Source organism: Mesorhizobium sp. M0152, from assembly GCF_040322415.1.
Taxonomy (GTDB): Bacteria; Pseudomonadota; Alphaproteobacteria; order Rhizobiales; family Rhizobiaceae; genus Mesorhizobium.
In genome coordinates, this window is the sequence record NZ_JAMYTH010000040.1 from 25,390 (window position 1) to 47,361 (window position 21,972).

21 protein-coding genes and 1 tRNA gene are annotated in these 21,972 nt (G+C 58.8%); 11 read left to right on the plus strand and 11 right to left on the minus strand.

All coding sequences use genetic code 11. The features are described from left to right. Window positions 1–78: 78 nt before the first annotated feature. Window positions 79–210 (minus strand): hypothetical protein, encoded by a 132-nt coding sequence (locus NKJ26_RS27840; RefSeq protein ID WP_352698546.1) that lies wholly within the window; start codon window positions 208–210, stop codon window positions 79–81. 219 nt (window positions 211–429) lie between these two features. Here NKJ26_RS27840 and NKJ26_RS27845 point away from each other — a divergent pair, with 219 nt between their 5' ends. From NKJ26_RS27845 to NKJ26_RS27860, 4 genes are all read left to right on the plus strand, one after another. Beyond that, window positions 430–1,830, plus strand: a complete 1,401-nt coding sequence (locus tag NKJ26_RS27845) for a lipopolysaccharide biosynthesis protein (RefSeq protein WP_352698548.1) — start codon at window positions 430–432, stop codon at window positions 1,828–1,830. After that, on the plus strand, window positions 1,830–3,110 hold the full coding sequence (locus NKJ26_RS27850; protein WP_352698550.1) for a GNAT family N-acetyltransferase: 1,281 nt from the start codon (window positions 1,830–1,832) through the stop codon (window positions 3,108–3,110). Before NKJ26_RS27845 ends, NKJ26_RS27850 begins: the two co-directional genes overlap by 1 nt. Window positions 3,111–3,399: 289 nt before the next feature. Beyond that, complete coding sequence (locus tag NKJ26_RS27855) at window positions 3,400–3,840, plus strand: MarR family winged helix-turn-helix transcriptional regulator (protein WP_352698552.1); 441 nt, start codon at window positions 3,400–3,402, stop codon at window positions 3,838–3,840. 17 nt (window positions 3,841–3,857) lie between these two features. Next, the gene (locus tag NKJ26_RS27860; RefSeq protein ID WP_352698554.1) at window positions 3,858–4,592 is read left to right on the plus strand and encodes an NADPH-dependent F420 reductase; all 735 of its coding nucleotides are present in this window, start codon (window positions 3,858–3,860) and stop codon (window positions 4,590–4,592) included. A gap of 108 nt (window positions 4,593–4,700) precedes the next feature. On the opposite strand, the gene NKJ26_RS27865 is transcribed toward NKJ26_RS27860, so the two are convergent. Beyond that, the gene (locus NKJ26_RS27865) at window positions 4,701–5,327 is read right to left on the minus strand and encodes a TetR/AcrR family transcriptional regulator (RefSeq protein ID WP_352698556.1); all 627 of its coding nucleotides are present in this window, start codon (window positions 5,325–5,327) and stop codon (window positions 4,701–4,703) included. A gap of 126 nt (window positions 5,328–5,453) precedes the next feature. Here NKJ26_RS27865 and NKJ26_RS27870 point away from each other — a divergent pair, with 126 nt between their 5' ends. Then, window positions 5,454–6,332 carry an SDR family oxidoreductase gene (locus tag NKJ26_RS27870; protein ID WP_352698558.1) on the plus strand — a complete coding sequence of 293 codons (879 nt, stop codon included), beginning with the start codon at window positions 5,454–5,456 and terminating at the stop codon, window positions 6,330–6,332. 1,557 nt (window positions 6,333–7,889) lie between these two features. Here NKJ26_RS27870 and NKJ26_RS27875 read toward each other — a convergent pair. From NKJ26_RS27875 to NKJ26_RS27885, 3 genes are all read right to left on the minus strand, one after another. Continuing rightward, window positions 7,890–8,426, minus strand: a complete 537-nt coding sequence (locus NKJ26_RS27875; RefSeq protein ID WP_352698560.1) for a hypothetical protein — start codon at window positions 8,424–8,426, stop codon at window positions 7,890–7,892. A 1,170-nt stretch (window positions 8,427–9,596) separates the two neighbouring features. Then, window positions 9,597–10,139 carry a hypothetical protein gene (locus NKJ26_RS27880; RefSeq protein ID WP_352698562.1) on the minus strand — a complete coding sequence of 181 codons (543 nt, stop codon included), beginning with the start codon at window positions 10,137–10,139 and terminating at the stop codon, window positions 9,597–9,599. A gap of 362 nt (window positions 10,140–10,501) precedes the next feature. Further along, window positions 10,502–11,068 (minus strand): recombinase family protein, encoded by a 567-nt coding sequence (locus tag NKJ26_RS27885; protein WP_352698564.1) that lies wholly within the window; start codon window positions 11,066–11,068, stop codon window positions 10,502–10,504. Window positions 11,069–11,298: 230 nt separating this feature from the next. Here NKJ26_RS27885 and NKJ26_RS27890 point away from each other — a divergent pair, with 230 nt between their 5' ends. The 3 genes from NKJ26_RS27890 (at window position 11,299) to NKJ26_RS27900 (ending at window position 12,992) form a co-directional block, all read left to right on the plus strand. Further along, entirely contained in the window at window positions 11,299–11,934 is a 636-nt protein-coding gene (locus NKJ26_RS27890; protein ID WP_352698566.1) for a hypothetical protein, read from the plus strand. Beyond that, a complete protein-coding gene (locus NKJ26_RS27895) occupies window positions 11,924–12,484 on the plus strand; it encodes a hypothetical protein (protein ID WP_352698568.1) in 561 nt (186 codons plus the stop codon). The genes NKJ26_RS27890 and NKJ26_RS27895 overlap by 11 nt, the downstream gene beginning before the upstream one ends. Window positions 12,485–12,845: 361 nt before the next feature. Next, the gene (locus NKJ26_RS27900) at window positions 12,846–12,992 is read left to right on the plus strand and encodes a DUF982 domain-containing protein (RefSeq protein ID WP_352698585.1); all 147 of its coding nucleotides are present in this window, start codon (window positions 12,846–12,848) and stop codon (window positions 12,990–12,992) included. A gap of 136 nt (window positions 12,993–13,128) precedes the next feature. On the opposite strand, the gene NKJ26_RS27905 is transcribed toward NKJ26_RS27900, so the two are convergent. Genes NKJ26_RS27905 through NKJ26_RS27920 form a run of 4 tightly spaced genes read right to left on the minus strand, consistent with a single transcriptional unit; the run spans window position 13,129 to window position 16,676 of the window. Then, a complete protein-coding gene (locus NKJ26_RS27905) occupies window positions 13,129–13,725 on the minus strand; it encodes a class I SAM-dependent methyltransferase (protein WP_352698570.1) in 597 nt (198 codons plus the stop codon). A 9-nt stretch (window positions 13,726–13,734) separates the two neighbouring features. Continuing rightward, window positions 13,735–14,898, minus strand: coding sequence for a His-Xaa-Ser system radical SAM maturase HxsC (hxsC, locus tag NKJ26_RS27910; RefSeq protein ID WP_352698572.1), 1,164 nt, complete (start codon window positions 14,896–14,898; stop codon window positions 13,735–13,737). Between the two features lies 1 nt (window position 14,899). Beyond that, on the minus strand, window positions 14,900–16,393 hold the full coding sequence (hxsB, locus tag NKJ26_RS27915) for a His-Xaa-Ser system radical SAM maturase HxsB (RefSeq protein WP_352698574.1): 1,494 nt from the start codon (window positions 16,391–16,393) through the stop codon (window positions 14,900–14,902). After that, entirely contained in the window at window positions 16,350–16,676 is a 327-nt protein-coding gene (locus NKJ26_RS27920) for an HxsD-related protein (RefSeq protein WP_352698576.1), read from the minus strand. The genes hxsB and NKJ26_RS27920 overlap by 44 nt, the downstream gene beginning before the upstream one ends. Window positions 16,677–17,691: 1,015 nt before the next feature. Here NKJ26_RS27920 and NKJ26_RS27930 point away from each other — a divergent pair. Then, window positions 17,692–18,462 carry a COG3904 family protein gene (locus NKJ26_RS27930; protein ID WP_352698577.1) on the plus strand — a complete coding sequence of 257 codons (771 nt, stop codon included), beginning with the start codon at window positions 17,692–17,694 and terminating at the stop codon, window positions 18,460–18,462. Window positions 18,463–18,682: 220 nt separating this feature from the next. On the opposite strand, the gene NKJ26_RS27935 is transcribed toward NKJ26_RS27930, so the two are convergent. Then, on the minus strand, window positions 18,683–20,173 hold the full coding sequence (locus tag NKJ26_RS27935) for a tyrosine-type recombinase/integrase (protein ID WP_352698579.1): 1,491 nt from the start codon (window positions 20,171–20,173) through the stop codon (window positions 18,683–18,685). Between the two features lie 66 nt (window positions 20,174–20,239). After that, window positions 20,240–20,324: transfer RNA gene (locus tag NKJ26_RS27940), tRNA-Leu, on the minus strand. A 276-nt stretch (window positions 20,325–20,600) separates the two neighbouring features. Here NKJ26_RS27940 and NKJ26_RS27945 point away from each other — a divergent pair. Continuing rightward, complete coding sequence (locus NKJ26_RS27945; RefSeq protein WP_352698581.1) at window positions 20,601–21,188, plus strand: YqaA family protein; 588 nt, start codon at window positions 20,601–20,603, stop codon at window positions 21,186–21,188. Window positions 21,189–21,254: 66 nt separating this feature from the next. Further along, window positions 21,255–21,773: a disulfide bond formation protein B gene (locus NKJ26_RS27950; protein WP_352698583.1), complete on the plus strand. Its 519-nt coding sequence runs from the start codon at window positions 21,255–21,257 to the stop codon at window positions 21,771–21,773. The last annotated feature ends 199 nt before the right edge of the window (window positions 21,774–21,972 follow it).

Here is a 21,972-nt window from a genome sequence, read left to right on the forward strand (position 1 = left end):
AGATGGCCGGTCCACCCTCCGCAGCAGCTGCGGAGGACGGGCAGGCCAGAGGGGGGCGATGTCGCGCCGCTCTGCGCTCTAGAACCCCGCGAATGCCGCGACGGTCACTTCCTCGACCATCTTTATCCGCACGCCGATCTTCTGATCCTTGAGCAGGTCGCATAGCGCGTCGCCATCGATCAGGTCGATGACCGGAGCCCCGTCGCGCACGGCCTCGCGTCGAGCATCTGAGTAAGCCTGGCGCAAAATCTCCGAATTCCGGCGCGGCTCCTCATCCGCCTGCCCGTCCTCCGCAGCAGCTGCGGAGGGTGGACCGGCACCTTCTCCCCGTATAGTGACGGGGCGAAGGAGACACTCACCCAACCGTTTCTTAAGGTGTCTTCGCTACACCCACGCCTGAAAAGAAGCGGAAAACGGAGTTCAATCGGAGTGCGCTTTTCCGCGGCAACGACTGCCGGGCGGTTCTTGCCGCAGCGCTTGGCGCTGCGCGTGAAGCCGTTGCTTGGCCGCATCGATGCCGTACTGTTCACCGCCGACGAGCGCGGCGAGGCCGGGCGCATGTCGGTCATCGCCTTCTCCATCCGCATCGTCAGCGCCGTCATCGCCTTCGTCAGCCAGGTGCTGATGGCGCGCTGGATGGGCTCGTTCGAATACGGCATCTTCGTCCTCGTCTGGGTGACGATGGTCATCGTCGGCAACCTCGCCTGTCTCGGCTTCCATACCTCCGTCATCCGCTTCATTCCCGAATACCGCGAGCGCGGCCTGATGGACGAATTGCGCGGCATCGTCGTCGCCAGCCGCCTGTTCGTGCTGGTCGCCTCGACGCTGATCGCCGGCCTTGGCGCGCTCGGCGTCTGGCTCGCCTCGCCGTGGATCGAGAATTACTACGTGGTGCCGTTCATCCTCGGCGTCATCTGCCTGCCGATGATCGCGCTGTCGGATCTGTTGCAGGGCCAGGCCAGGGCGAACAGCTGGGCGCTGTTCGCCCTGTCGCCGACCTATCTGGTGCGACCGGTGCTGATCCTGCTGTTCATGGCGCTGATGCTCTATGCCGGCTATGGCCCCGACGCCAGGACCGCGATCTTCGCCTCGATCGCCGCCACCTATGCCACCACGCTGGGACAGCTCGTCGGCGTCACTCGGCGCCTGGAAAGAAACATCCCGGCCGGGCCGATGAAGGTGCATTTCGCGCAGTGGTTCATCGTGTCGCTGCCGATCTTCCTGGTCGAGGGCTTCTTCTTCCTGCTCACCAATGCCGACGTGCTGATGGTCGGCGCCTATATGGATCCCGACGACGTCGCCGTCTATTTCGCCACGGTCAAGACGCTGGCGCTGGTGCATTTCGTCTATTTCGCCGTCAAGGCGGGCGTTGCCCAGCGCTATGCGCAGTTCACCCATGGCGAGCCCGAAAAGCTCGCCGCCTTCGCCCGCGAGACGGTGTCGTGGACGTTCTGGCCGTCGCTGCTGATGGCGCTGCTGGTGCTGCTGCTGGGCGAACCGATGCTGGTGCTGTTCGGCCCCGAATTCACGTCGGGCTATCCGCTGTTGTTCCTGCTCGTCTTCGGCGTCGTCGCGCGGGCCGCCGTCGGTCCGTGCGAAAGCCTGCTCACCATGAGCGGCAACCAGAATATCTGCGCCGCCGTCTATGCCATGACGCTGGCCTTCAACATCGGGCTCAACGTGATCCTGATCCCGCTGTTCGGCCTGTGGGGCGCGGCTATGGCCACCGCCTTCGCCATGATCTTCGAGGCCGGCGCGCTGTCCTTCACGGTCTGGCGCAAGCTCGGCATCATCATGGCGATCTTCGTGCCTGCCAAAGGAGCCGCGTAATGGCCGCCACCCCCTTGATCGAGGAAACCAGCGGCGGCAGCGCCGGGGCCATGGTGTCGGGGCTTGCCGGCCTGGCGCGCGACGCCGACCCCGCCCATATCGAGATCCTCGCCAACAACAGGCCCGAGCGCAAACTGGCCATCTATCCGGCATCGGCGGGTTTCGACCTGGTCGAGGAACTGGACTATCTCTGCGCCCGCACCATCGAGCCCAACGTCTTCTTCAACCCGCGTTTCCTGGCGCCAGCCATGCCTCGGCTGGAGGACCGGGAGGTGCGGCTGGCGGTGATCCGCGACGGCGACGAATACCGCAACCGGCTGCGCCTTCTGGTGCCGATCTCGGTCGAGCGGCCGGTGGTGCCGCTCGGCGTGCCGGTCATGCGCACATGGTCGAGCCCGTTCGGCCCGCTCGGCACGCCGCTGATCGACCGCGACGATCCGGTCGGCGTCGTCGAGGACTTCTTTTCGATGCTGTCGCGCCCGCACCTCAAGCTGCCGAAAGTCCTCGTCCTGCCCGACATCAGGCTCGACGGTCCGGTGGCGAGCCTGATCGGCACCGTGGCCGAGACGCGCGGCCTGATGCTGGTCACCACCGGCCAGATGCTGCGCCCGGTGCTGGAGAGCGAGGCCGACGGCGACGACTATCTCAAGGCCTCGCTGCGCTCGCACCACTACCGCGAGTTCCGCCGCCTGAAGCGGCGCCTGGCCGACCTCGGCAGGCTGGAGCATGTCGTGGCGCGCGGTCCAGACGAGATCCGCCACGCCATCGAAAGCTTCCTGACGCTGGAAGCGGCCGGATGGAAGGGCCGCGAGCGCACCGCCATGGCGATCGACCGCTTCCGTGCCGCCTTCGCCCGCGAAGCCGTGCACCGGCTGGCAGAGCAGGACATGTGCCGCATCCATTCGCTGACGCTCGACGGCCGTACCGTCGCCTGCCTGATCGTCTTCGTCGAGGCCGGCGTCGCCTATACCTGGAAGACCGCCTATGACGAGACGCTCGCCACCTATTCCCCGGGCACGCTGCTGATGATCGAGGTGACGCGGCAGCATCTCGACGACCCCAACATCATGATGACCGATTCCTGCGCCGTGCCGGACCATCCGGTGATGAGCAGGCTGTGGACCGAGCGCAAGCCGATGGGCACGCTGGTGATCGGCCTGACGCCGGACGCCGACCGCCTCGCCCGCCAGGCCGCCTCGCAACTGCACCTCTACCGCGAGACCCGAAACATGGCCCGCCTGCTGCGCAACCGGATGAAGAGCCTGCTGCGGCGGCGGTGAGTTCGGCGAATTTCGAGTGGCTCGCCACTCGAAGCTCGCAGAGCGAAAGCTCCCATTGCCCAGCGTCCCCGATGCCCACCCGAGGGACCCCTGCCGGACATATGTCGATCAGGTTTTCGAGAACCCCAGGCCCTCCAAGGCGCATTTGCCGGAAGATTAGTCGCGCATGCGGACTGGCTCCAAGTGCAGCTGGAGGGTTGCAATCCTCCATAGTCACATTATCTAGTGCACTAGATACTAGTTCGCCAGTGAACTCGGTTTCTCTCTTTGGGCTATGGATGGCACCGGTATGGCACCTCAAAAAAGCGCGTCACATTTGGTTCGAATGCAAATCTCGTTCGCCCTGTACGGGGCGGCGGGCCGGATGGCACGCATGCACAAGCCGTTCCTCGATCCGCTGGGCCTGACCTTTCCCCAGTACCTTGTGATGCTGGAGCTCTATGCGTCCGCGCCCCGGTCCGTAGGTGATCTTGGAAACTCTTTGGGCATGGACACCGGCACGATCACCCCATTGCTCAAGCGGCTCGATACCTGCGGGATGGTGACGCGAATGCGCGATCCCGAGGACGAACGCCGGGTCCTTGTCGATCTCACACCTGCCGCTCAAAGCATCAAGGACGAGGTCTGGACCATCTCCGGCAAGATCAAGAGTGCCTATCAAATATCCGAGGACGAGATCATTGCGCTGCGAGACACTCTTCATGACTTCGCTCACCCCGCTAAAATTTGAAAACCAAGGGATGTAAAATGAAAATCGGAATAATTGGGGCCGGCAACATCGGCTCGCTGGTTGCAAAGAAGCTGGACGCCGCTGGCCACCAGGTGAAACTGGCGAACTCGCGTGGCCCCGAAAGTCTTGCGGACACAGTTGCCGGCACCGGCATCCAGGCCGTTGGGAGAGAGGCGGCAGTACTGGATGCCGATGTGGTCATCCTGTCAGTGCCCTTTGCCAAGAACCCAGACCTGGCAACGATTCTTGCCGGCGCCCCTGCTGGCACAATCGTGGTGGACACCTCCAATTACTATCCAACCCGTGACAGCAAAATCTTCGAGGTTGATAGCGGCAAGCCGGAGACCGTTTGGGTCAGCGAGCAGGTGGGGCGCCCCCTTGTTAAGGCTTGGAACGCGCTGCTAGCGCAGACATTGGCAGAGGCCGGTTTGGAGGCCGGTGCTCCAGGTCGCATTGCCATCCCGATTTCGGGTGACGACGCCGCGGCCAAAGCACTTGTATCCGATCTCATCAGCGTCACTGGCTTCGATACGGTGGATGCGGGTACTCTTGAGGAGTCCTGGCGACTGCAGCCGGGCACTCCCGCCTATTGCACTGAGTTGACCGCCCACGAACTCAAGGCTGCGCTCACCGCCGCTGACAGGAAACGCGCTCCTTCGAACCGCGACGCCATCATGGCATCGTTCTCCAAGCCGGATGCAGAGTTCACCCGAGCTGCCGCAGTAGCAACCAATCGGTCTCTCTCTGCCTGATTTAGATTGCGCTCCATTCGCCGCCAAATTCTCGCGCTCGGCCTGTGGCCACGTTTTTTTGTCTGAGCTGACCGTCAGGCGCGCCGCACACGCCGAAATTTCCTTCGATCAGCCGCGCTCAACCGCAGCCTCGAGCAGCATCTTGGCCGCATCGCGCGTTGCAAGAGGTTCAATGCCCCCCCTCATGGCTTGTGCGTTCACGAGCGAGCCCTGGATGAGCGCTAGGATCTGAACGACCACGCTCTCTTGATTTTTTAACTTCAAGGGCTGGATGAGCGACACGACAAACTCATGTAAGTCATGGAAATATGCTGCGAGCGTCGCCAGCACCTCTGGGGTTTCCGCGTCCGGTCCGAACTCGGCCAGCCCTCGAACGAAAGGACAGCCGCGAAAAGTAGGCGCCTGGAAGGAGCCGTTCAGTGCGTCGAATATGGCCAGCACGCGATTCAGCGGCACCGGTCCGGCCTGTTCGGTCGCAGTCGCCAGCATGTCGAACCACAGCGCGCTTTTATGGCGCAGATAGGTAGCTGCAAGATTGGCCTTCGAGGGGAAGTGCTTATAGAACGTCATCTTTGCGACGCCGCTCTCGGCGATGATGCGATCTATTCCCACCGTATGGATGCTGTTCCGGTAAAATAGTTCGGACGCCGTTTTCAGAATTCGCTCTCGCGGAGCCAAGGCGTCCAGCGGCAGCGGTTCCAAGTCGACGTACTCACTCACATCCAAAGTTTTCATTTCAGCCTGCCATTGCGCGTTCGCTGCAGAGACAGAATAGTCTGCCTATTTTCCATTTGCAAGAACAGACAGGTCTGTATATACCCATTTTCGTCCCATCGGAGGGACAAGCGAAAGGATCGAGAAATGAGCAGTAAGGTTGTAGTTGTTACCGGCGCGAGCAGCGGTTTTGGAAAGCTCACCGCCTTGGAGCTCGCCAGGCGCGGGCACGTGGTGGTCGCGACCATGCGCGACATCGAAGGCAAAAACAGCCAGATAGGCAGTGAGCTAATCAACGCTGCAAAAGCCGAAGGGCATGAGCTGCAGGTCATTGAGATGGATGTGACGGACGAAGCGTCGGTCAACGCTGCGATCGATCGGGTCGTCGAGCAACACGGCAGGATTGATGCGCTCATCAACAACGCGGGCACGATGTTCGTCGGCGTGACGGAAGCCTACACGGTGGCAGACATCGAGCAGCAATTTGCGGTGAACTTTTTTGGGGCCGTAAGGGCCGACCGCGCCGTCCTATCCCATATGCGTGCTGCGGGTAGCGGCGTGCTGATCCATGTCACCTCGTTGATGGGGCGCGTCATCTTTCCGTTCTTTGGTGTCTATTCCGCGAGCAAGTTCGCGCTTGAAGCGCTTGCCGAGGCATATCGATATGAACTGTCCAGCTTCGGCGTAGACTCGGTGATCGTGGAACCCGGGCCATTTCCGAGCAATCTGCTTCCATCTAGCCCAGCGCCCTCGGACGAGCAGGTCTTGGCGACATATGGCGCAGTTGCGTTGGTCCCAGGCCAAATCAAAAACAACTCCGATCAGGGACTTGATCCTGCGAATCCACCCTGCCCTCAGTTGGTGGCTGACGCCATCGCACGGCTAGTCGAGGCTACGGAACGGCGCCCATTGCGCACCGTCGTCATGCCAGAGGGCATGGACTTCGGGGTGGAGGGACTGAATCAGGCCATCGCTCCTATCCAAAACAACCTGCTTACCGCGCTCGGTATGTCGAACATGATCTGACAGCTGAACCGCCATCACGTCGCGGCCTGTGGCCGGACAGGCCGCCCATCTCTTGGCCATTCCGGAACAAAATCAGGATGAAATTGTCCCACCAAAAAAGTCGACAACGAAAAGTGGGACAAAAACTAGAAAAAGCTCCGGCACTCAACACCTCCATAAAGGTGGTGGTGCCCCTAGCCGGGGTACTGGGGCTGGATCGAACCAGCACTTAGACCGAACAATCTCTCAGTAATAACAAGACCTTATTGGCTTCTCGCCCCGGAGGTCCGATAGTCTCAATGTACCTCAGGGGGTATCAGGCGCTGTACCTCAGCGTCAAGCCTCCTCAGCTCAACCACCGGAATTTAAAACGCATATCACCCGGCAAATTGGCATAACGCTCGGGTAGATAGTCAGTCACAGCGGCAGGGCCGCCAAGCGCCGCTAAGGCCGGCCGGCACAACGGCCAGTCAGAACCTCAGCAGCGCTCCAGTGGTCCCTCCGCTGGGCTCTAAACGCCCTTCGGGAACGGTCGGTACTTCACCGTTCGCAACCCGTCGCGGTCGCCTTCGATTATCTCGATGCCAGCCCAGTATGCGACTGTGAGGTCGGCCTTCCAAACCGGCCGGCCCGCCCTCGTCACGTGGACGGTGTCCTGAGGGTCAACGCCTCGCTTGATCAGTTCCCGACACAGGACAGGAACAGGGTCTTTGCGGGTTGTGGTGATCTTGATTTCCTCGCCGGATAGGGTCGCGGCGGAAGTGTATGATCCGATTAGTTCGATATGGTGCATGCTCTCCATTTTCATTGGTGTGAGGGTGGAAGTGCCGGATAGGGGATTGTGCCGGGGAGGCACGCAAAGCCGCTCCACGGTCAAACCGTTGGGTGTTTTGAGGGCGTTGCGATGGGGGGCAGACCGATTAAGCAGTGGGTGGGAACGGCCTGCCGTGGGCCGAAACTCAATCAAGCTGCCGCCAAGGGCCGAGATGGTGGGAACTCGACATTTGGGGCGGCTCGCCGCTGTCCTGTCACACGCTCAGACTTGCTGCTGGGGGCATGTGCAAAAGAGTTTCGAACTGTTGCGTCATTATATCAGAAGAGTCTAATGTAAATCTATGATCTGGCCATTGAGCAGGCGCGGCGGCGCACTCGGGTTGGGCGCTGTCATCGCCGCAGCCTGCACTTTCGGAGTGCCGTCGGCATCGGCGCATAGTTGGTACGAAGAACGGTGCTGCCAGGACGAACATTGCGAGCCGATGGCAGATGGCACCGTTCGCGAAACAAGCAAGGGCTTCAAGGTGCCGTCCGGTGAGTTGCTGCCTTACGCGGACAGCAGGGTGCGTCAGTCACACGACATGCGTTTCCATTGGTGCCATGCCCAAAAAGCAACGGCAAACCGGCATCGTGAAATACCATTTGGCCCTGACAGTACGATCTGCCTGTACGTGCCGCCTAAGTCATTCTGACATTCTGTAGCGACCACGCGCCAAGGCGGGACCAGCTACGGTATCAAATGCCTTGTGTCCGCGTAAAGGCCGCTTTGGGAACTCGGCCGTTCAGAGCGATTGGGTTTTGATCCTAAAGGCCTTCCCGACAGTGTTGGACCCATGGCGTCTTTGGAACCGCCTTAGCGCTCCCGAAGCGAAAAAGGTGGTCGAGGTGCTGGCCGACACTCTGGTCATCGTACCAGCCGAAATCACGGTTAGCGTCCCACCTCGGGCCGATCCAAGCCAGCGCCTTGCGACTCTGGTCGAACTGTTCACGTTTGGCCTGCCCCAGCCGCTTCCAAGCAAAGCGGTCGTAATGGATGGTGACGCCTTGCTCACGCCGCTTCTCACGTCGATCTGCCGCCGCCTTGATGGAACCGGTGCGGGCCTGTTTCGTCCGAAGGGAGAGCTTGGTGTCGGCGATGTTGCGATAGCCTGGGGCGTTGACGAGGTGCTGTTTCCAGTCGGTGCGGTCGCCCTGGGATGCCCTCAGCGCTGTCTTGGCCTGCCGCTTGGCGGTGGCTGTGGCCATGGCAAGGGCGTTGGCGTCGTCTTTATGGTCCAGTTGTATCGTCTGCCGTTCGTGCAGGAACAAAGCCACGTCGAACGGCTGTAGGTCATCGGTCATTTCATTAGGTTTCCTTCCTTGGTGGTGTGTAATAAGTATCGTGTGTGGCACTTAAGGTTATCTTCGGGTTTATCGTGAGATGGAGAGAGGGGTTACCATAAGATGCAGACATAAGACTGAGACCACCAGAAGAAAGAGGCGCAAGCCTCCAACTTAAGATCATACCTTCAGCTTAATTTCTGGCCATTACTGTAAGGTGTCAGACCACAGAGCTGAGGCGTTCATCAGAAGATAGCCTGAAGGCTGAGACATCAGAGGGAGGGACTTCCGTCCGCTCCTGTGTCTGGGTGACATTATAACTCTCATGCTAAGTACTTTGGTCAGCGGACCCGGGGAGAAACCTTAAGGGTAACCTTTAGGGAGGGGAAGAAACCCGATAGGGATGATCCCTCTATATAGGGTTATCAACCCTTCAAACCATTGTGATTATTGGATAGTCTGACTTGGTGTACTCCATAACCTCACCATTTGTTCAAGCTCGAACAATCCCCATCATGGCTGTTCGCCTCCTGGCCCGAATGCTGGCTATCTCTCTAATGGCTCTGGCGTGATTGGACACAGCCGCACGCGAGACGCCCAGCATCTTCGCTATCTCGGCCTGAGACCACCCTCCATCCATAAGGCAGAAGCCGACTTTATCTCTAGAGGTGGTCCCGGCGTCCTCATTGGTCCAAGGATCGAAGCCCAAGAGGTCAGCGACCACAGGGGCCTCTGCCTTCCGTAGGTACGCCCAGACATCGAACGGAGCGCGTCCCTGTCTGGTCCGGCTGAGGTGTTCCAGGCATTCACGCTTAATGGTTTCCTGCCGTTCGACCTCCAGCGCCTCACAGGGGCGAGACAGGTAATCGCGGACGGTCCTTAGTGAGATGCCCAGAACCTTCGCCGTGGCTGGGCCTGAGAAGCCCACTGACCGCAGGACATGGGCGGCCCTATGGTGGAAGTCCGGTGCCCGCCCATTGTCCTTACGGATGGTCGCTTGGTAGCGTGGAGATGCCCACCGGGAACCCTTCTTCCTGTACTCGGCCTGCTCTCTCTCCCAGTGATCCGATATTCTGGAGAAGCCCACATGGACAGGCTCAAAGCTATTGTCGTTCAGATGATTGCTCCTTTTGGTGTGCGTTTGTTGAATGGTCCCTGCGGCCCGGGCTGTCGCTTCCGCAAAATATCGCCTCAGGCGGCCATTGCGGTCCCGTTGGGGTCGAGGTGTGCTGCGGTCGGAATGATCCTTTCCAGGGCGTGGAGTTGTTCGATTGAGAGTTTGGCCAGTGCGCTCTCTAGCGCTCGCAACTTGACCGTGATGGTGGCCATGAGGTCGGCTCGTTCGGTGTTGGGCGGTGATAGGCGCTGCGGAGGTTTTCCATCACGTGATGGACAACTCGCCTTCTTACGCTGTCGATACTCCCGGTTTGCGGTGGAGTTCTTCTCCTGCTCCTCAACCTCTGTCGTCTTGCCTGTGGCAATCGCAATGAGTTGGTATGCGCGACTTATTCCACGCGGGAGTGGGCAATGGTCAACGAGGAACTTCTCGAAGGCCTGGGTCCGCTTCCCATAGGGATGATCCGTGTCAATCCGGCGCTTGGCTTCAGCGAGGAATTGGCCGCTCGTATTGGCGAGGTCGCCGGCCCGCTTGTTGGCCACTTCACCACGCTTGTAGCTCTCATAGGCGGCCTTCCCGAGTTGTTCGAGGCTGTACTCCTCGTAGCTCGTCGTCATGGTCGGTTCTCCTGCTATGTCAGATGATTTGGTGCGTTCCGGCTGTCGCCACGAAAGAGGCCGACGCGCAGACGAGCGAGTGGGGGTTTCGGCTCCGTAGAGCTAGTGGGTGGGTTATGGGATTGTCGCCCAGCTTGGGAGAAAGATGTGCGATAGTGCTAGTGTGGCCCCTATCGCATGTCGGGCCATTTCGGCTTCATAGTGCTAGTGGTGTCCCTATCGTATTTCGGGCCATCTCGGTCTGGTAGTGCTAGTGTAGTCCCCAATTAGCGGTTGCTAACAGACCGGCTTCATAGAGCTAGCGTGGGCCCTATGGGGATTAGGGGCAGGCCCTATTCGGCTTGGTAGTGCCACGGTTCACCCTAACCTGCCACAGCCAGCCCCAGAGCCCGATAGACCGACGCCTTGGACAGCCCCGTAGCCATCATGATCTCGGGAACGGTCTTGCCATCGGCGCGCATGGCGACGATCTCCGCTGCTCTCTCCGGGGTCGCCTTGACCTTGCGTCCGAACTTGGTCCCGATGGCCTTAGCCTTGGCAATCCCATCCATCTGCCGCTCAGACCGAATAGCCGTCTCGAACTCAGCGAACACGGCCAGCATCTGGAGCATGGCGCGGCCTGCTGGACTAGAAGTGTCAATCTGCTGGTCGAGAACCCGAAGGGCAACGCCGTCCTTCTCCAGACCCTTCACGATATTGAGGAGGTCGGTAGCTGACCGCGCAAGCCGGTCGATGCGGGTGATGATGAGCGTATCGCCCCGCCGCAGAGCCCTGAGACAGGCCTTCAACTCTGGCCTGCCAGTGTCCAGCCCCGACCGCTTCTCCTCAAACAAGTTCTTGGGCTCAACCCCCGCCGCGACCATCTTGTCCCGTTGCACCTCCAGTGACTGGCCAATGGAGGAAACCCGGATGTATGCGAGGTCGGTCATGTGTTGCGGTCTTTCCAATGTCTAGACGTTATGAGACTGCACTTATGAGACATGAAAAGAGGCGTGTCAACGGACCGTCTCACAGATTATACATTTTTGAGACGTCCATGTGGATGCCGCTTGGCCTGGGACGCCTCTCAAGAAAGGTCCTTAAGTATTCCAACCTGCTTCCTTTTGGCTCGTCTAACTGAATTGAAAGTGTTAGATTTCCGAGTGGAGGGGGAATTGAGATGAATGGGATCAGAGGTGCGCTTGTCGACGCAGTGATCGCGGCGTTGCCAATAGCTATCGTTTTCTTCAGTGGTTGGGCTTACTTGTCGAGCTACCTTGGCGAGTTTGGAGTAGACGCTACTGAGGTAACGGTCCCGCTCTCAACGGTATTAGTGTATGCTTTCATCCCTCTTGAGTCGCCGAGAGTCTTGATATTCCTAATGATTTGCTTAGTAGTGACGATATTAATAGCGTATGGCGGAATAAGTGGCACTAACGAAGAGGGAGTTAACCCTTTTGTTATTTCATTGTCGTTCATCGCTCTGGTTTTATTTCTTTTCATCATAAAGAGTGCGGCAGTTGGAGAAGCGAGGGCGATGGCTAACTTCGTCTGGACTGGAGACAAAGCCCAGAGCGTCCCGGTTTTGATCACACCGCATGCCGAAGAACCCTACAGAGAATTTGAGCAGTGCCGGGAAAGGCGCGGACTTCGGCAAATAATTGGCTTTCCTGATCGTATGTATGTTCTCTGTCGGGATACCGACTTGCCATGCTTACGAGGGAGGATGTTCGTCGTTTCCAGTGCTGGAGCCGTTATTTACTCGGCGCTTCAAAACCATAGTTTCAACGAGGGGGAAGAGGGCTGTGAGAAATAGAAGCGCTTTTGCGGCGATTGTGCTCACGGCGATGATGCCAGTGCAGAGTACCGCACAAGAAGCGGAGGTCTCTGCTCCTGAGAAAATCGCCGGCATTGTAGTTTTGGATGGACCTTACGAATTAGCTGGGGGAGTCGGCGTATTGGGGTACGTCTTGAAGCGGACGGGCCAAAAGGTCGATTTTCAACCGTGTGTTGGGCCGGTTCTGTCGATTGACGGTTCTCGGCTAAAGCCTACAGCGTTGAAGTGTGATGATGAGCCCTCCACCAAACCTCATCCGTTCAATGTTGCATGTAACACGATAGCTTCGCAGGTTGCGGTATTGGCTCAGGTCGCGGGAGAAAATCCCAAAGACGCTCCGGTTGGAACTGTTTATCTTAAGGGACCCACCGATGAGTTCACCAAAACTCTGCCGACTCCAGGGGAAGGATGGGGACAATGGAATGCTGCGCTCACAGCTCCTGTCGCAGTGTGTGGTGATAGCTACGTCTTCCTGCCGAATGTGCAAGCGAAAGCATGGATCGGAATAATCAAGGGCGCGTCTCAGTGAGTTTGCTGGTAGGTCCATGCTGGCCTTAGCCCAACGATTGCCACCACCAGCCCACGTTAGCTCTCGCGAGGGAGCAATGCTCAGCCGGCCTGACAAACGGCCTTGGCGCGCTAACCGCCGGGTGAAGCGAGGCCGTCTAAGCGTCCCTGAGGATGATGCGTGGTGGCGTCGAAGGGGTAGGGGGTAGTCGCGCATTGCCCTATGTCTGATCGGGCTCAAAGAAATCTGTACCAAACATTCCTGACCTCCATTAGCGTCTCCTCATGGCTCTCCATTGGTTCAACCCTTCGGTCTACGTTAGGACGGACCGACCTGGCATCCGCTTCGGGTCAGCCACGTCGAGGGTGCCTCCGAGCAGCTCCTGAAGTGGACCAAGCGTGGCCCTAAGTGGCAACAGGCGGTCGAGACCTGCATGGCCGCCATGGAGGGCAACGTGCCCACACAGGAGGTCCGCAGGGCATTCGAGGCGGCGGCCAAGGAGGAGAGCATGTTCCTCCCGCCGACTTAGGTCTCGCGGCCAATCCTCATTCCATGTCCGGCACGTCTCCCACCCACAAAGAGCTTCGTTGACTCGCCGTACGCGTGAGGCGGCTTGCTGAGATAAAGATGATGCGGCGGGTGATCTGGCGGGATGAGGAGTGAGGCTAGGATACCTGGGGTGCGTTCCGCAGGGGAGGCTTCGCAGTTGCTAACTTCCGCGCCAGCATCTTGACTGTAACTACCTCTCCGGCTGCGCTGCGAACTGGTCTCTCTCTCAAATCCAACACCTCAAATCCCGAAACTCTATTCGCAGTTTGCCCCGCAATCGGAAGGTTTCTCGAATTAAGACCGTGGGCACTGAACGTCTCATATACGAGAAACCCACCGGCGCGTATTAAAGGGCAGACCGCCTCAATGATCTTGTCAGAAACGTAGTGCACAACCAGCACGAGATCGAAGGCCTCCCGGGAGAACGGCAAAGACTGTTCGGCGTCGACCAAAACTGGCCGCAAATTCCCTTGGCGTGGCATCAAGGTTCGCCAGCTTGCCAGCGACTGGTCGAGTCTGTGTTGATCTATATCAGCCGCCACGACCTGATTATCTTGGGCGGCTAAGAACAACGAGTGTCTGCCAAATCCGGAAGGGATGTCTAGAACATCGAGACCAGACGTCTTTGGCAAGCGTCTGAGGCAGCTTCGGACGTATGGCGATAGATCTAGGTCTGTAGGAAATCGGGCGCGGCGATCAAGCTGTTCTGGCACCAAGTAGCTCTATTGGAACGCCGCGATGTGAGCACTGTGTGCGAGCTTGCTTGAGGAGAAGAAGCCCCCACAATCGTCACGGCGGCTGCACTTGGAGCATTCGTCGAGGTACTCATTTTTCCAATCACTAATCGATTGCCTAGCATATCGATGAATCGACGGGTCAATCACGCATAGCTGATGATTGTACACCGACACATTCATCTTGGCCGCCGCCAAGAACTGAACTGCTGACCGAAGCTCCTCACGGTACTCGAAAGGGTCAATCCAGAGCTTATCCATGTTTGCGCGGGTGAACCCAGTAATCTCCAATCCCATGAACGTGACGTGGTCAACGAACGTCAAGTTTCTGAAGATAAACTCTGAGAGCTCTAGCAGCCCTTGGCATGTCTGCTTGTGCACGACAATACGTATCTCGACCTTCTGTCCAAGCGCCCCCAGGTTCAAAATGCCCTTAACGGTCTCGTCAAAGGCCCCCTTGGATTGAACAACGTAGTCGTGGACTTCAGGATCAATCGAATAAAGAGGAATGCCTAGCGATAGATGCCTGTGGTTCAGTCTCGCATAGCGCGACGCAAACTCGAAATCTTGGAAAGCCCGACCGTTGGACAGAATGTGGACCGCCGTGTCTGGGAGGAGCGCTTTGGCAGTGGACAAAAGCGCAAAAAACTCTTCCCCCACCAGAGTAGGTTCCCCTCCCGTCAGGCCCAGAAACGGCATACTGACCGGCAGAAGCGGCAGTAGCTCCTGCATCTCGGCAGCGAGCCAGCTGTCGTCAATATCTTTCGGAGGTTGCGAGCACATAAGGCAATAGTGGTTGCAGCGTTCCGTCAGCAGAAAATAGTTGGCACTGGCCGTTGCCCGGAAAAGCACCCGGATCGCGTTCCGACCGGGAACGAACCTTATGACATCTCCATCGGCAAGATAGCCAAAATGGTCCGGTAGGACGATGAGTTGCTTGTTACCGGCCACTTTCTCAGCTTCGGCCCTATTGGCTTCAAAGGTGACAACCCATTCGAAACCCTCTGCCAGGCTGCCGCCTCTGAAGAGGCAGGCGTCGTGCTCAGAGTTGATATGCCGCCCCGCCCGATCAGCACCGACTAGCCGGAGTAATACGGGCCGAAGGTTGGCTGCTACATTGTCTGTCTTGGCGAAGCCGCTGAGCTGGAGCATCCTAGTTCGCCCACTGTAAGAACAACTCGCGGATCATTGGGCTGTCTTCCATTAAGCTGATGAGCCTCTTGAAGATCGTCATATTTCGATGACAAAAGGCAGACCTCGTCTTCAGTCCTACGAAGTCGCGCTGTGTGGCCATGTGAAAGACAGGGTCGGACCCGCAGTAAGGCTCAAAAGCGCACTCCGAGCACATTGGAGCAGAGCCAGCGAAGGATTGCTCTATTGGGTCCAGCAGGGCGTCTGACGCGAATATCTCATAGTAAGTGTTGTCATGGACGTTGCCGATACGGAACGTCTTATCGCCCATCTCGGCTAGCATTCGAGCCTCATCGGAGGCGTACACATCGCCGTCGTAATTGTACACGACCGCCGAAATCCCAATTCCGGCTGGGCTCATCAAATCCACATACCCCGGCTCAAATGGGGTGAGCATTTTCGTCAGAATAGTTGACGCGTATAGCTCCTTGAAGGGTAACCCCCTCCGATTCAGGTCTATTATGTACTCCAGACCATCGAAATAGAAATCCAGCCATTTGTCGACATCATAGGCCGCATACGATTTTGTTTTGATGGCAAAGCCGTATGGTGACAAAGGTCGAAGAAATATACCCGGGAACTGCAAGCGCACGTATTCGTCGATGATCGGACGGCCCTTGGAGAGGCTCGTTTTGGTTGTCGTCATGAGGGCACTAACCCGTTCATGCCCGAGCACTTTCCTCGCCTTCTCGATACCTGCAACAGCTAACTCGTAGCTATTCCTGCCCGGGCGTGGTCGATTTGAGTTGTGAAGGTCCGCAGGTCCGTCCAATGAGGTTGATATGAGAATGTCATGTAGACGGCAAAATTCGAGAATCGCGTCATCGACAACTGCGAGGTTTGTCGTGATTACGAACTGCAGGTCCCGCTGCTCCGATGAGTTGATCTGTTCGGCCCGCCCTACGACGTAACGGATCAACTCAAAGTTCAGAAGTGGCTCGCCCCCCTGGAACTCGACCTTGATTGAAGGGCTTGGCGAGCGAAATATCAATGCCAGGGCCTTTTCAGCGGTCTCCTCAGTCATGTCGAATGCGGAGCGGTCCTCGCTCTGCCTGGAAACTTGACAATAGGGACAGGAATGCTCACAGCGAAGAGAGACCACCATGATATGAAGAGAGGTAAAGTTCTCTAGCCGTTTCGCTTTCGTTCGAACTTTGTTAGCGAGCAGAGCCTTGCCGAGGTTAGATGAGGCGTCAAAGAGAAAGTGTCGGTGCCGAAGCCGCGAGTAATGGGGGTCGGTGCTCGACAGCTCGTGTCGAATGAACGACGACAGTACCGCTCGTGGCAGTACTAGATACTCTCCTGCCTGATTGCTGAGCACATAACGGTCATCCTTCAGCGGTGAAAAGCGAAAGAAAGCCAGTTGATACGAGGCTTCGACAGGCCCCCGAAATTCGGCAGGTGGAGCGAACTTAGTCAACTGATTGAAGGCCGGATTTAGAAAATGCCAAGGCAAGCACTGCGTTTCTAACGGAGGCTGTTTCCTCGGCCACTACGCCGCGCAGGTCCTGGTCTAGTACCTCAAGTCGAAGCGCCTCAACGGCGTGATCAGACTGTGCCCGCGACATTGGCTTACTGAAATGAAGCACGCACTTCGCGAACCCATCCTCGATCGCAATATCCACTGACGAACCGCCGGTCACTCTATAGGCGGCACGCTTCACGCAATCCAACGTGAAGACCTTCAGATCGAATCGGATTTCTACGGAGTTCACCGTCGCCACGGTCTCGGCGAGCATATGCACTTAGCAATAGCTATAGCCGGAACAGTGGGAAGCGTGGCTTGCGTGCGACGAATGACTGGAATGGCTAGAATGATATGCCATCCTCACCTCGTTACCGCTCGAACGATCAAGGACCACTCCGAACCCGTCATTGCGAGGCGACGCGCCGGTTTCCGAGGCATTCGTAAGTGATGCAGGGGAATCTATTGAAACCGCCGCCTGCACCTGTGGCGCGCCCAAGATTATTGAAGCCGACAGAGCAACCGGCGACAGAAAACTGCGCTTTGACATTTAAGCCTCCCACCCATTCCCAATTTTTTTAGACTTAAAGCGCCCTCGGTTGGAACGCAAGCGGTTCTGAGCAGCTTTCGCCAACGAGGTTAGCATTCTTTGAGGATAACTAGAGGCGAGGTATCCATCATTACGGCAGCCGTCTAGGCTTGGATTTCGCGGCCGTTTCTTGTGCAGGAGTATTTTCATCGTTCCGTCGTTCCGGCGCATTGCGGACTACCGGGCGGGTTGGTTGGGGTAGATGTCAATGGACGGCTCAAGGTTGCCTAAGATGTCCCGCAAGGTACCGGTCCACTGGCGGATGGCCTCTTGTGACGTTGTGAGGTTGTAGAGATTGCACATGTTTCTAATGCCCGCGCCTGATCAGTGAGGCTTCAACGAGTTCTTTGACCATAAATCAATTCTTCACAGTTGACGCTTGAATTAATGCATCAACTGGCTCTTACTTATGACGGGTAGGTCAGGGTAGTCAGTTATGCGGTCAGTTTTGAGAGTTTTGGCTGTTGCGTCAACAATCGCAGCGGCAACATGGTCGGCTAGGGCTCTGGAGTACAAGCCGGTATCGTCTCCGGGCGAACTCCCGTTTCTTATCGTGTCCGGCGAAATTGGGATCAATGAACCTCTGAATGTATTTAGCAGCGCTGTCGCCAGCAGTGGGGCCAGGGTGATCGTCTTCGATTCACAAGGGGGGAGCATCGGGAGCGCAATGCAACTCGGGCGTATGATTCGGGCAGCGGGGTTGGATACGCTTCAAGTTCGTCAGTTGCAGTGTGCTTCTGCCTGTTCATTGGCCTTCATGGGCGGCGTTCGTCGCGTCGCTGATCCGGGTTCTATAGGCGTTCATCGCTCATCCTTCGCGCCAGACAGCGGGATGTCCGCCGACGAGGCCGTCGCGAACGTTCAAGCCGTCACCGGTGACATTATGTCTTACATGACCGAGATGGGCGTAGACCCAAAGCTCATGGCCATAGCATTGAGCTATGACAGGTCTGACATGCGCTACTTGTCCGCCAGTGAAATGACAGAGTTGGGTGTGACCAACCTTACCCCCACGCAGCCGCCGGTAGACGCATCAAAGATGCCGTCAACGCCAAATCCGCCCCCAGCTGAAGCCAGCGCCAACGAACATCAACTGGAGAGCGCGGCGGTGGCCTTCATCAAGGGGCTCATTGAGCGCCACGGGGACAACGAAGATTTGGCAATCTCTCAGGTTCTAACTTCCTATGCCGGCATAGTGGACTACTATGGCAAGCCAACGGATCTAAGCTCAATTGTCGCGGACAAGCGGAGCTATTTCCAACGATGGCCCGAACGTGGATATCATGTCCACGACGAGAGTGTCATGGTCACTTGTGCTAGTGGGCGGTGCATGGTGTCGGGCACGTATGACTGGATTGTCCGCAGCCTGCCAAGGCACAAGCAGGCAAAAGGCGTGGCGCGCTTCAGCTACACAATCGCGATTGGACCGAACCCCAAAATCATTGCCGAGAACAGCAAAGTCGTGCGCTGAAGGTTTCCGTCTGGTCAGAGCCTTCTCAAGCGCCCGTCTGGTCACCTCAAGCCACACCTCATCCCCGCCGTAGTCTCCCCGATGCTGCCCGAGGACTGCCCAAGCAGTGGTCCGGCTGTCACGTCGTGCAATTGCAGCCGGCCCTTCATCAGATGCCGAAGGAAATGGGTGGCGGCCTTCGGGTCAGCTTCGGGACTTCCCGGTCTTGCAACGCGCATCCTCATTTGTTCGTTAGGTGCGCCTCAGGAGCGATAGCCTTCCGCATAGCCCTCGTGGCAACCTCGAGCCGCCTCTCAGGCCCGCCGTATCGCTCCGCCATGCCGCCTAGGGTGTGACCAAGGATCAGGTTCTGGTCGTGCGTGTCCACTTCGGCAAGGTCCAGCGTATCCTCCATGTTGTGGCGAAGGGAGTGTGTGACCTTCCTGCGGTCGTCCGTGACCTTCCGAACATGCTTCCCCAGTGCCGCAGACGCCTTCGTGTTGCCCCCCTCGACCCCATAGCGTGGGAACAGCATGGGACCATCGGTCAGCTTGAGGGCCTCCTTAGCGGCATCCAGCGCGTCTCCGACCAGTGGCACTCGGCGTCTTGAAGGGTCGGTCTTGATCCGCCTGTCTTCATGCCACTCGACCTCGACATACGGCAGGTCCCCATCAACCACTACGTCCTTCACTCTCAACCCAGTAACCTCGCCAACGCGGCAACCAGTCCCCTCCAGCAGCCGCCACATCAAGGGCAAGTCAAGGTTGTCGGCATGGGTCTTGATCCGGTGCCTAATCCGTTGAAGCTCACCCTTCGTGAAGGGCAACCTCTTGTTCTTCTCTGAGGTGTCACCACCACGTCCAGACCCCAGCACCGGCAATTTTGTGAAGTGATTGGTCAGCCCGTGAAGCTCTGTCACCTCGGCAATGGCGTGATTGATGATTGCCCGGACGTCGTTCAGGTATCGGTCGACCGTCGACTTGCTCCTGACCGCACCCCGGATGAAGTCTTGCACCTTCCGGGCCTGCTCTCGGGTGATGCTCGCTACCTTGACCGCGTCGGGCGTCGATTCCAGCGCCTTGGCAATGTACCCCACCGCCCGCTCTGCCCGCTGCTCATCCTTCGTGCGTTCCAGGGGCTTCGGATCGTTCAACGCAAAGCGGTCCTTGAGATAGAGCTTCTTGGCGTCTTCGATGGTCGGCGTGGGTATCTTGGGCTTGGCGGTGTTGAGCATCCGAACCAGCCGCGTATCTTCGGCGCTCACCCCCACCGGATGATCCGTCTCGGGGTCGGTCGGGTACTTGGCCGCAATGCCATCAACCACAGCGCTACGCTCGATCCAGTCGCGCATCTCTTGGTCGTCCTCGTCGCCCTCCCGGTCATCATCGGTCGGCTGCCGGTATGGGTTGAGCCCCAGCGCCTTAATCCGTTCGACGGTTTCTTGGAACAACTCCCGCGCGGTCTTGGGGCGATTGATGCCGCGCAGTTCGTCCCACGCCGCCGCCAGCATCTGCTCGACCTCGCGATGCACTTGCCGGTACTTCACCAGCGCGTCACCCTTGGCATTCCCCAAGGGAATGGTGATCTCACCCTTGCCCAGTATAGGTCGCAGCTCTCGCTCCACGACGCGCCGATAACGATAGCTGGAACTGCCCAGCTTCTTACTCTTGCGCTCCTGCCAGTAATCCACGGTCACGCTACCCACTATGTTGGACCCCTCAATGTACCTCAACGATGTACCTCGGGGGACGTCTAAGCCCTTGAGCGCCTTGCATTTACTGGGCTTGACGGTGGTCAGTGGTGCCCCTAGCCGGGATCGAACCAGCACTCCTTGCGGAACTCGATTTTGAGTCGAGCGCGTCTACCAATTCCGCCATAGGGGCTCAGGCCGGACGGCCTGGATGGGCGCGGACTATACGGTCGGAGGCCTGTTCGTCAACTGGCCAATTCGCGGACGCCCCGGATGCGACCAACTGCGCCTTTCGATTTCGTGACCGGGCTGCCATTGTGCGGCGCGGAAAATCTTTCTAGACAGGCGGCGCCCCAAAGTGCTGCGCATCCGGCGGAGTGGATGGTGCGCGCTTGGGGCCTTGTCTTCATGCACGCCGTTACGCCAAACCCGCTGCGCGCCTTTTGGGCGACATGCATTAGGAGTGCCGATGCTTCGCGGACTTTACGACTGGACCTTGTCGCTGGCGGCGCGCAAATCCGCCGAATGGTGGCTGGCCTTCATCGCTTTCGTCGAAAGCTCGGTGTTCCTGGTGCCGGCCGACGTGCTCTATCTGCCGATGGCGCTGTCGCGGCCGGACCGCGCCTACCGCTATGCGCTGATCGCCACCGTCGCCTCGGTGCTGGGCGGCATCGCCGGCTGGTTCATCGGCCACTACGCCTATGACGCGGTGGCCAGGCCCATCCTCGAATTCTACGGCAAGTATGACGAGTTCGAAGCGCTGCGCACCTCGTCGGGCGTCGGCTTTATCATCCTGATGCTGATCACGTCGGGTGCCGCCCATCTGCCGCCGATCAAGGTGGTGACCATTCTCTCCGGCGTCATCGGCGTCAATCTGGCGCTGTTCATCGTGCTCGCCATCGTGGCGCGCGGTGCCCGCTTCCTGTTCCTGGCCTGGTTGCTGCGCCACTATGGCGAACCGATTCGCGAATTCATCGAAAAGCGCCTTGGCCTGATCGCGAGCGCGGCGGCGGCTGCCCTGATTTTGCTCTATATCCTGGTCAAATACGCCTTCTGATCCACGCCGGCCAGCGTGCGTGACGTGGACAAGGTCTGGCAAGCGGCGAACACAACGGAACGACCCATGACAGCGACCATGAATGCCGACACCGGACGCCAGCGGACACGGACGGCCTTGTTTCTCGCGGTCGCCATGGCCGCGACCGTCGGCTCGGCGCTCGCCTTCCAATATATAGGCGGCTACATCCCCTGCCATCTCTGCCTTGAACAGCGCACGCCCTATTATATCGGCGCACCGCTGATGCTGCTGGCGGGGCTTGCTTCGATGCTGCGCGCGCCGGCGTGGCTGACGCGCGGTTTGCTGGCCGTCGGCGGCCTGCTGATGCTCTACGGCCTCTATCTCGGCGTCTACCACTCCGGCGTCGAATGGCAGTGGTGGGCCGGCCCGACCGACTGCACGGCGGGCGCCGGCCCGGTCGACACCGGCGGCAAGGGCGTGCTCGACGCGCTCGACAAATTCGTGCCGCCCTCCTGCGACAAGGCGGCCTTGCGCATCCTCGGCCTGTCGCTGGCCGGCTGGAACGCCATCGCCAGCCTCGTGCTGGCAGCCATCGCCTTCCACGCCGCGCTTTCCCGCGACTGACCCAATTCAATTAAGCAACGCAGGGGTCGAGCAAAAATTCGGCAGGTTGGGCCGCATGGCGCGGGTTTTCGACGTCCGAGCCGGTCGACCCCCCCAACCTAGGGGGGGGGGGGGGGCCCCACAACCCCCCACCGCGGGGGGGTGGGAGGGGGGGGGGCCGGGGGGGGGGGCAGCGAACCCCGCCCGGGGGGGGGGGGGG

Coding starts and splice junctions, on each gene's coding strand:
- NKJ26_RS27875 (WP_352698560.1), bottom strand. CDS start 8,426: ATGACCGATGACCTACAGCCGTTCGACGTGGCTTTGTTCCTGCACGAA.
- NKJ26_RS27890 (WP_352698566.1), top strand. CDS start 11,299: ATGAATGGGATCAGAGGTGCGCTTGTCGACGCAGTGATCGCGGCGTTG.
- NKJ26_RS27950 (WP_352698583.1), top strand. CDS start 21,255: ATGACAGCGACCATGAATGCCGACACCGGACGCCAGCGGACACGGACG.
- NKJ26_RS27945 (WP_352698581.1), top strand. CDS start 20,601: ATGCTTCGCGGACTTTACGACTGGACCTTGTCGCTGGCGGCGCGCAAA.
- NKJ26_RS27885 (WP_352698564.1), bottom strand. CDS start 11,068: ATGACCGACCTCGCATACATCCGGGTTTCCTCCATTGGCCAGTCACTG.
- NKJ26_RS27880 (WP_352698562.1), bottom strand. CDS start 10,139: ATGACGACGAGCTACGAGGAGTACAGCCTCGAACAACTCGGGAAGGCC.
- hxsC (WP_352698572.1), bottom strand. CDS start 14,898: ATGCTCCAGCTCAGCGGCTTCGCCAAGACAGACAATGTAGCAGCCAAC.
- NKJ26_RS27870 (WP_352698558.1), top strand. CDS start 5,454: ATGAGCAGTAAGGTTGTAGTTGTTACCGGCGCGAGCAGCGGTTTTGGA.
- NKJ26_RS27850 (WP_352698550.1), top strand. CDS start 1,830: ATGGCCGCCACCCCCTTGATCGAGGAAACCAGCGGCGGCAGCGCCGGG.
- NKJ26_RS27855 (WP_352698552.1), top strand. CDS start 3,400: ATGGCACCTCAAAAAAGCGCGTCACATTTGGTTCGAATGCAAATCTCG.
- NKJ26_RS27865 (WP_352698556.1), bottom strand. CDS start 5,327: ATGAAAACTTTGGATGTGAGTGAGTACGTCGACTTGGAACCGCTGCCG.
- NKJ26_RS27860 (WP_352698554.1), top strand. CDS start 3,858: ATGAAAATCGGAATAATTGGGGCCGGCAACATCGGCTCGCTGGTTGCA.
- NKJ26_RS27920 (WP_352698576.1), bottom strand. CDS start 16,676: ATGCTCGCCGAGACCGTGGCGACGGTGAACTCCGTAGAAATCCGATTC.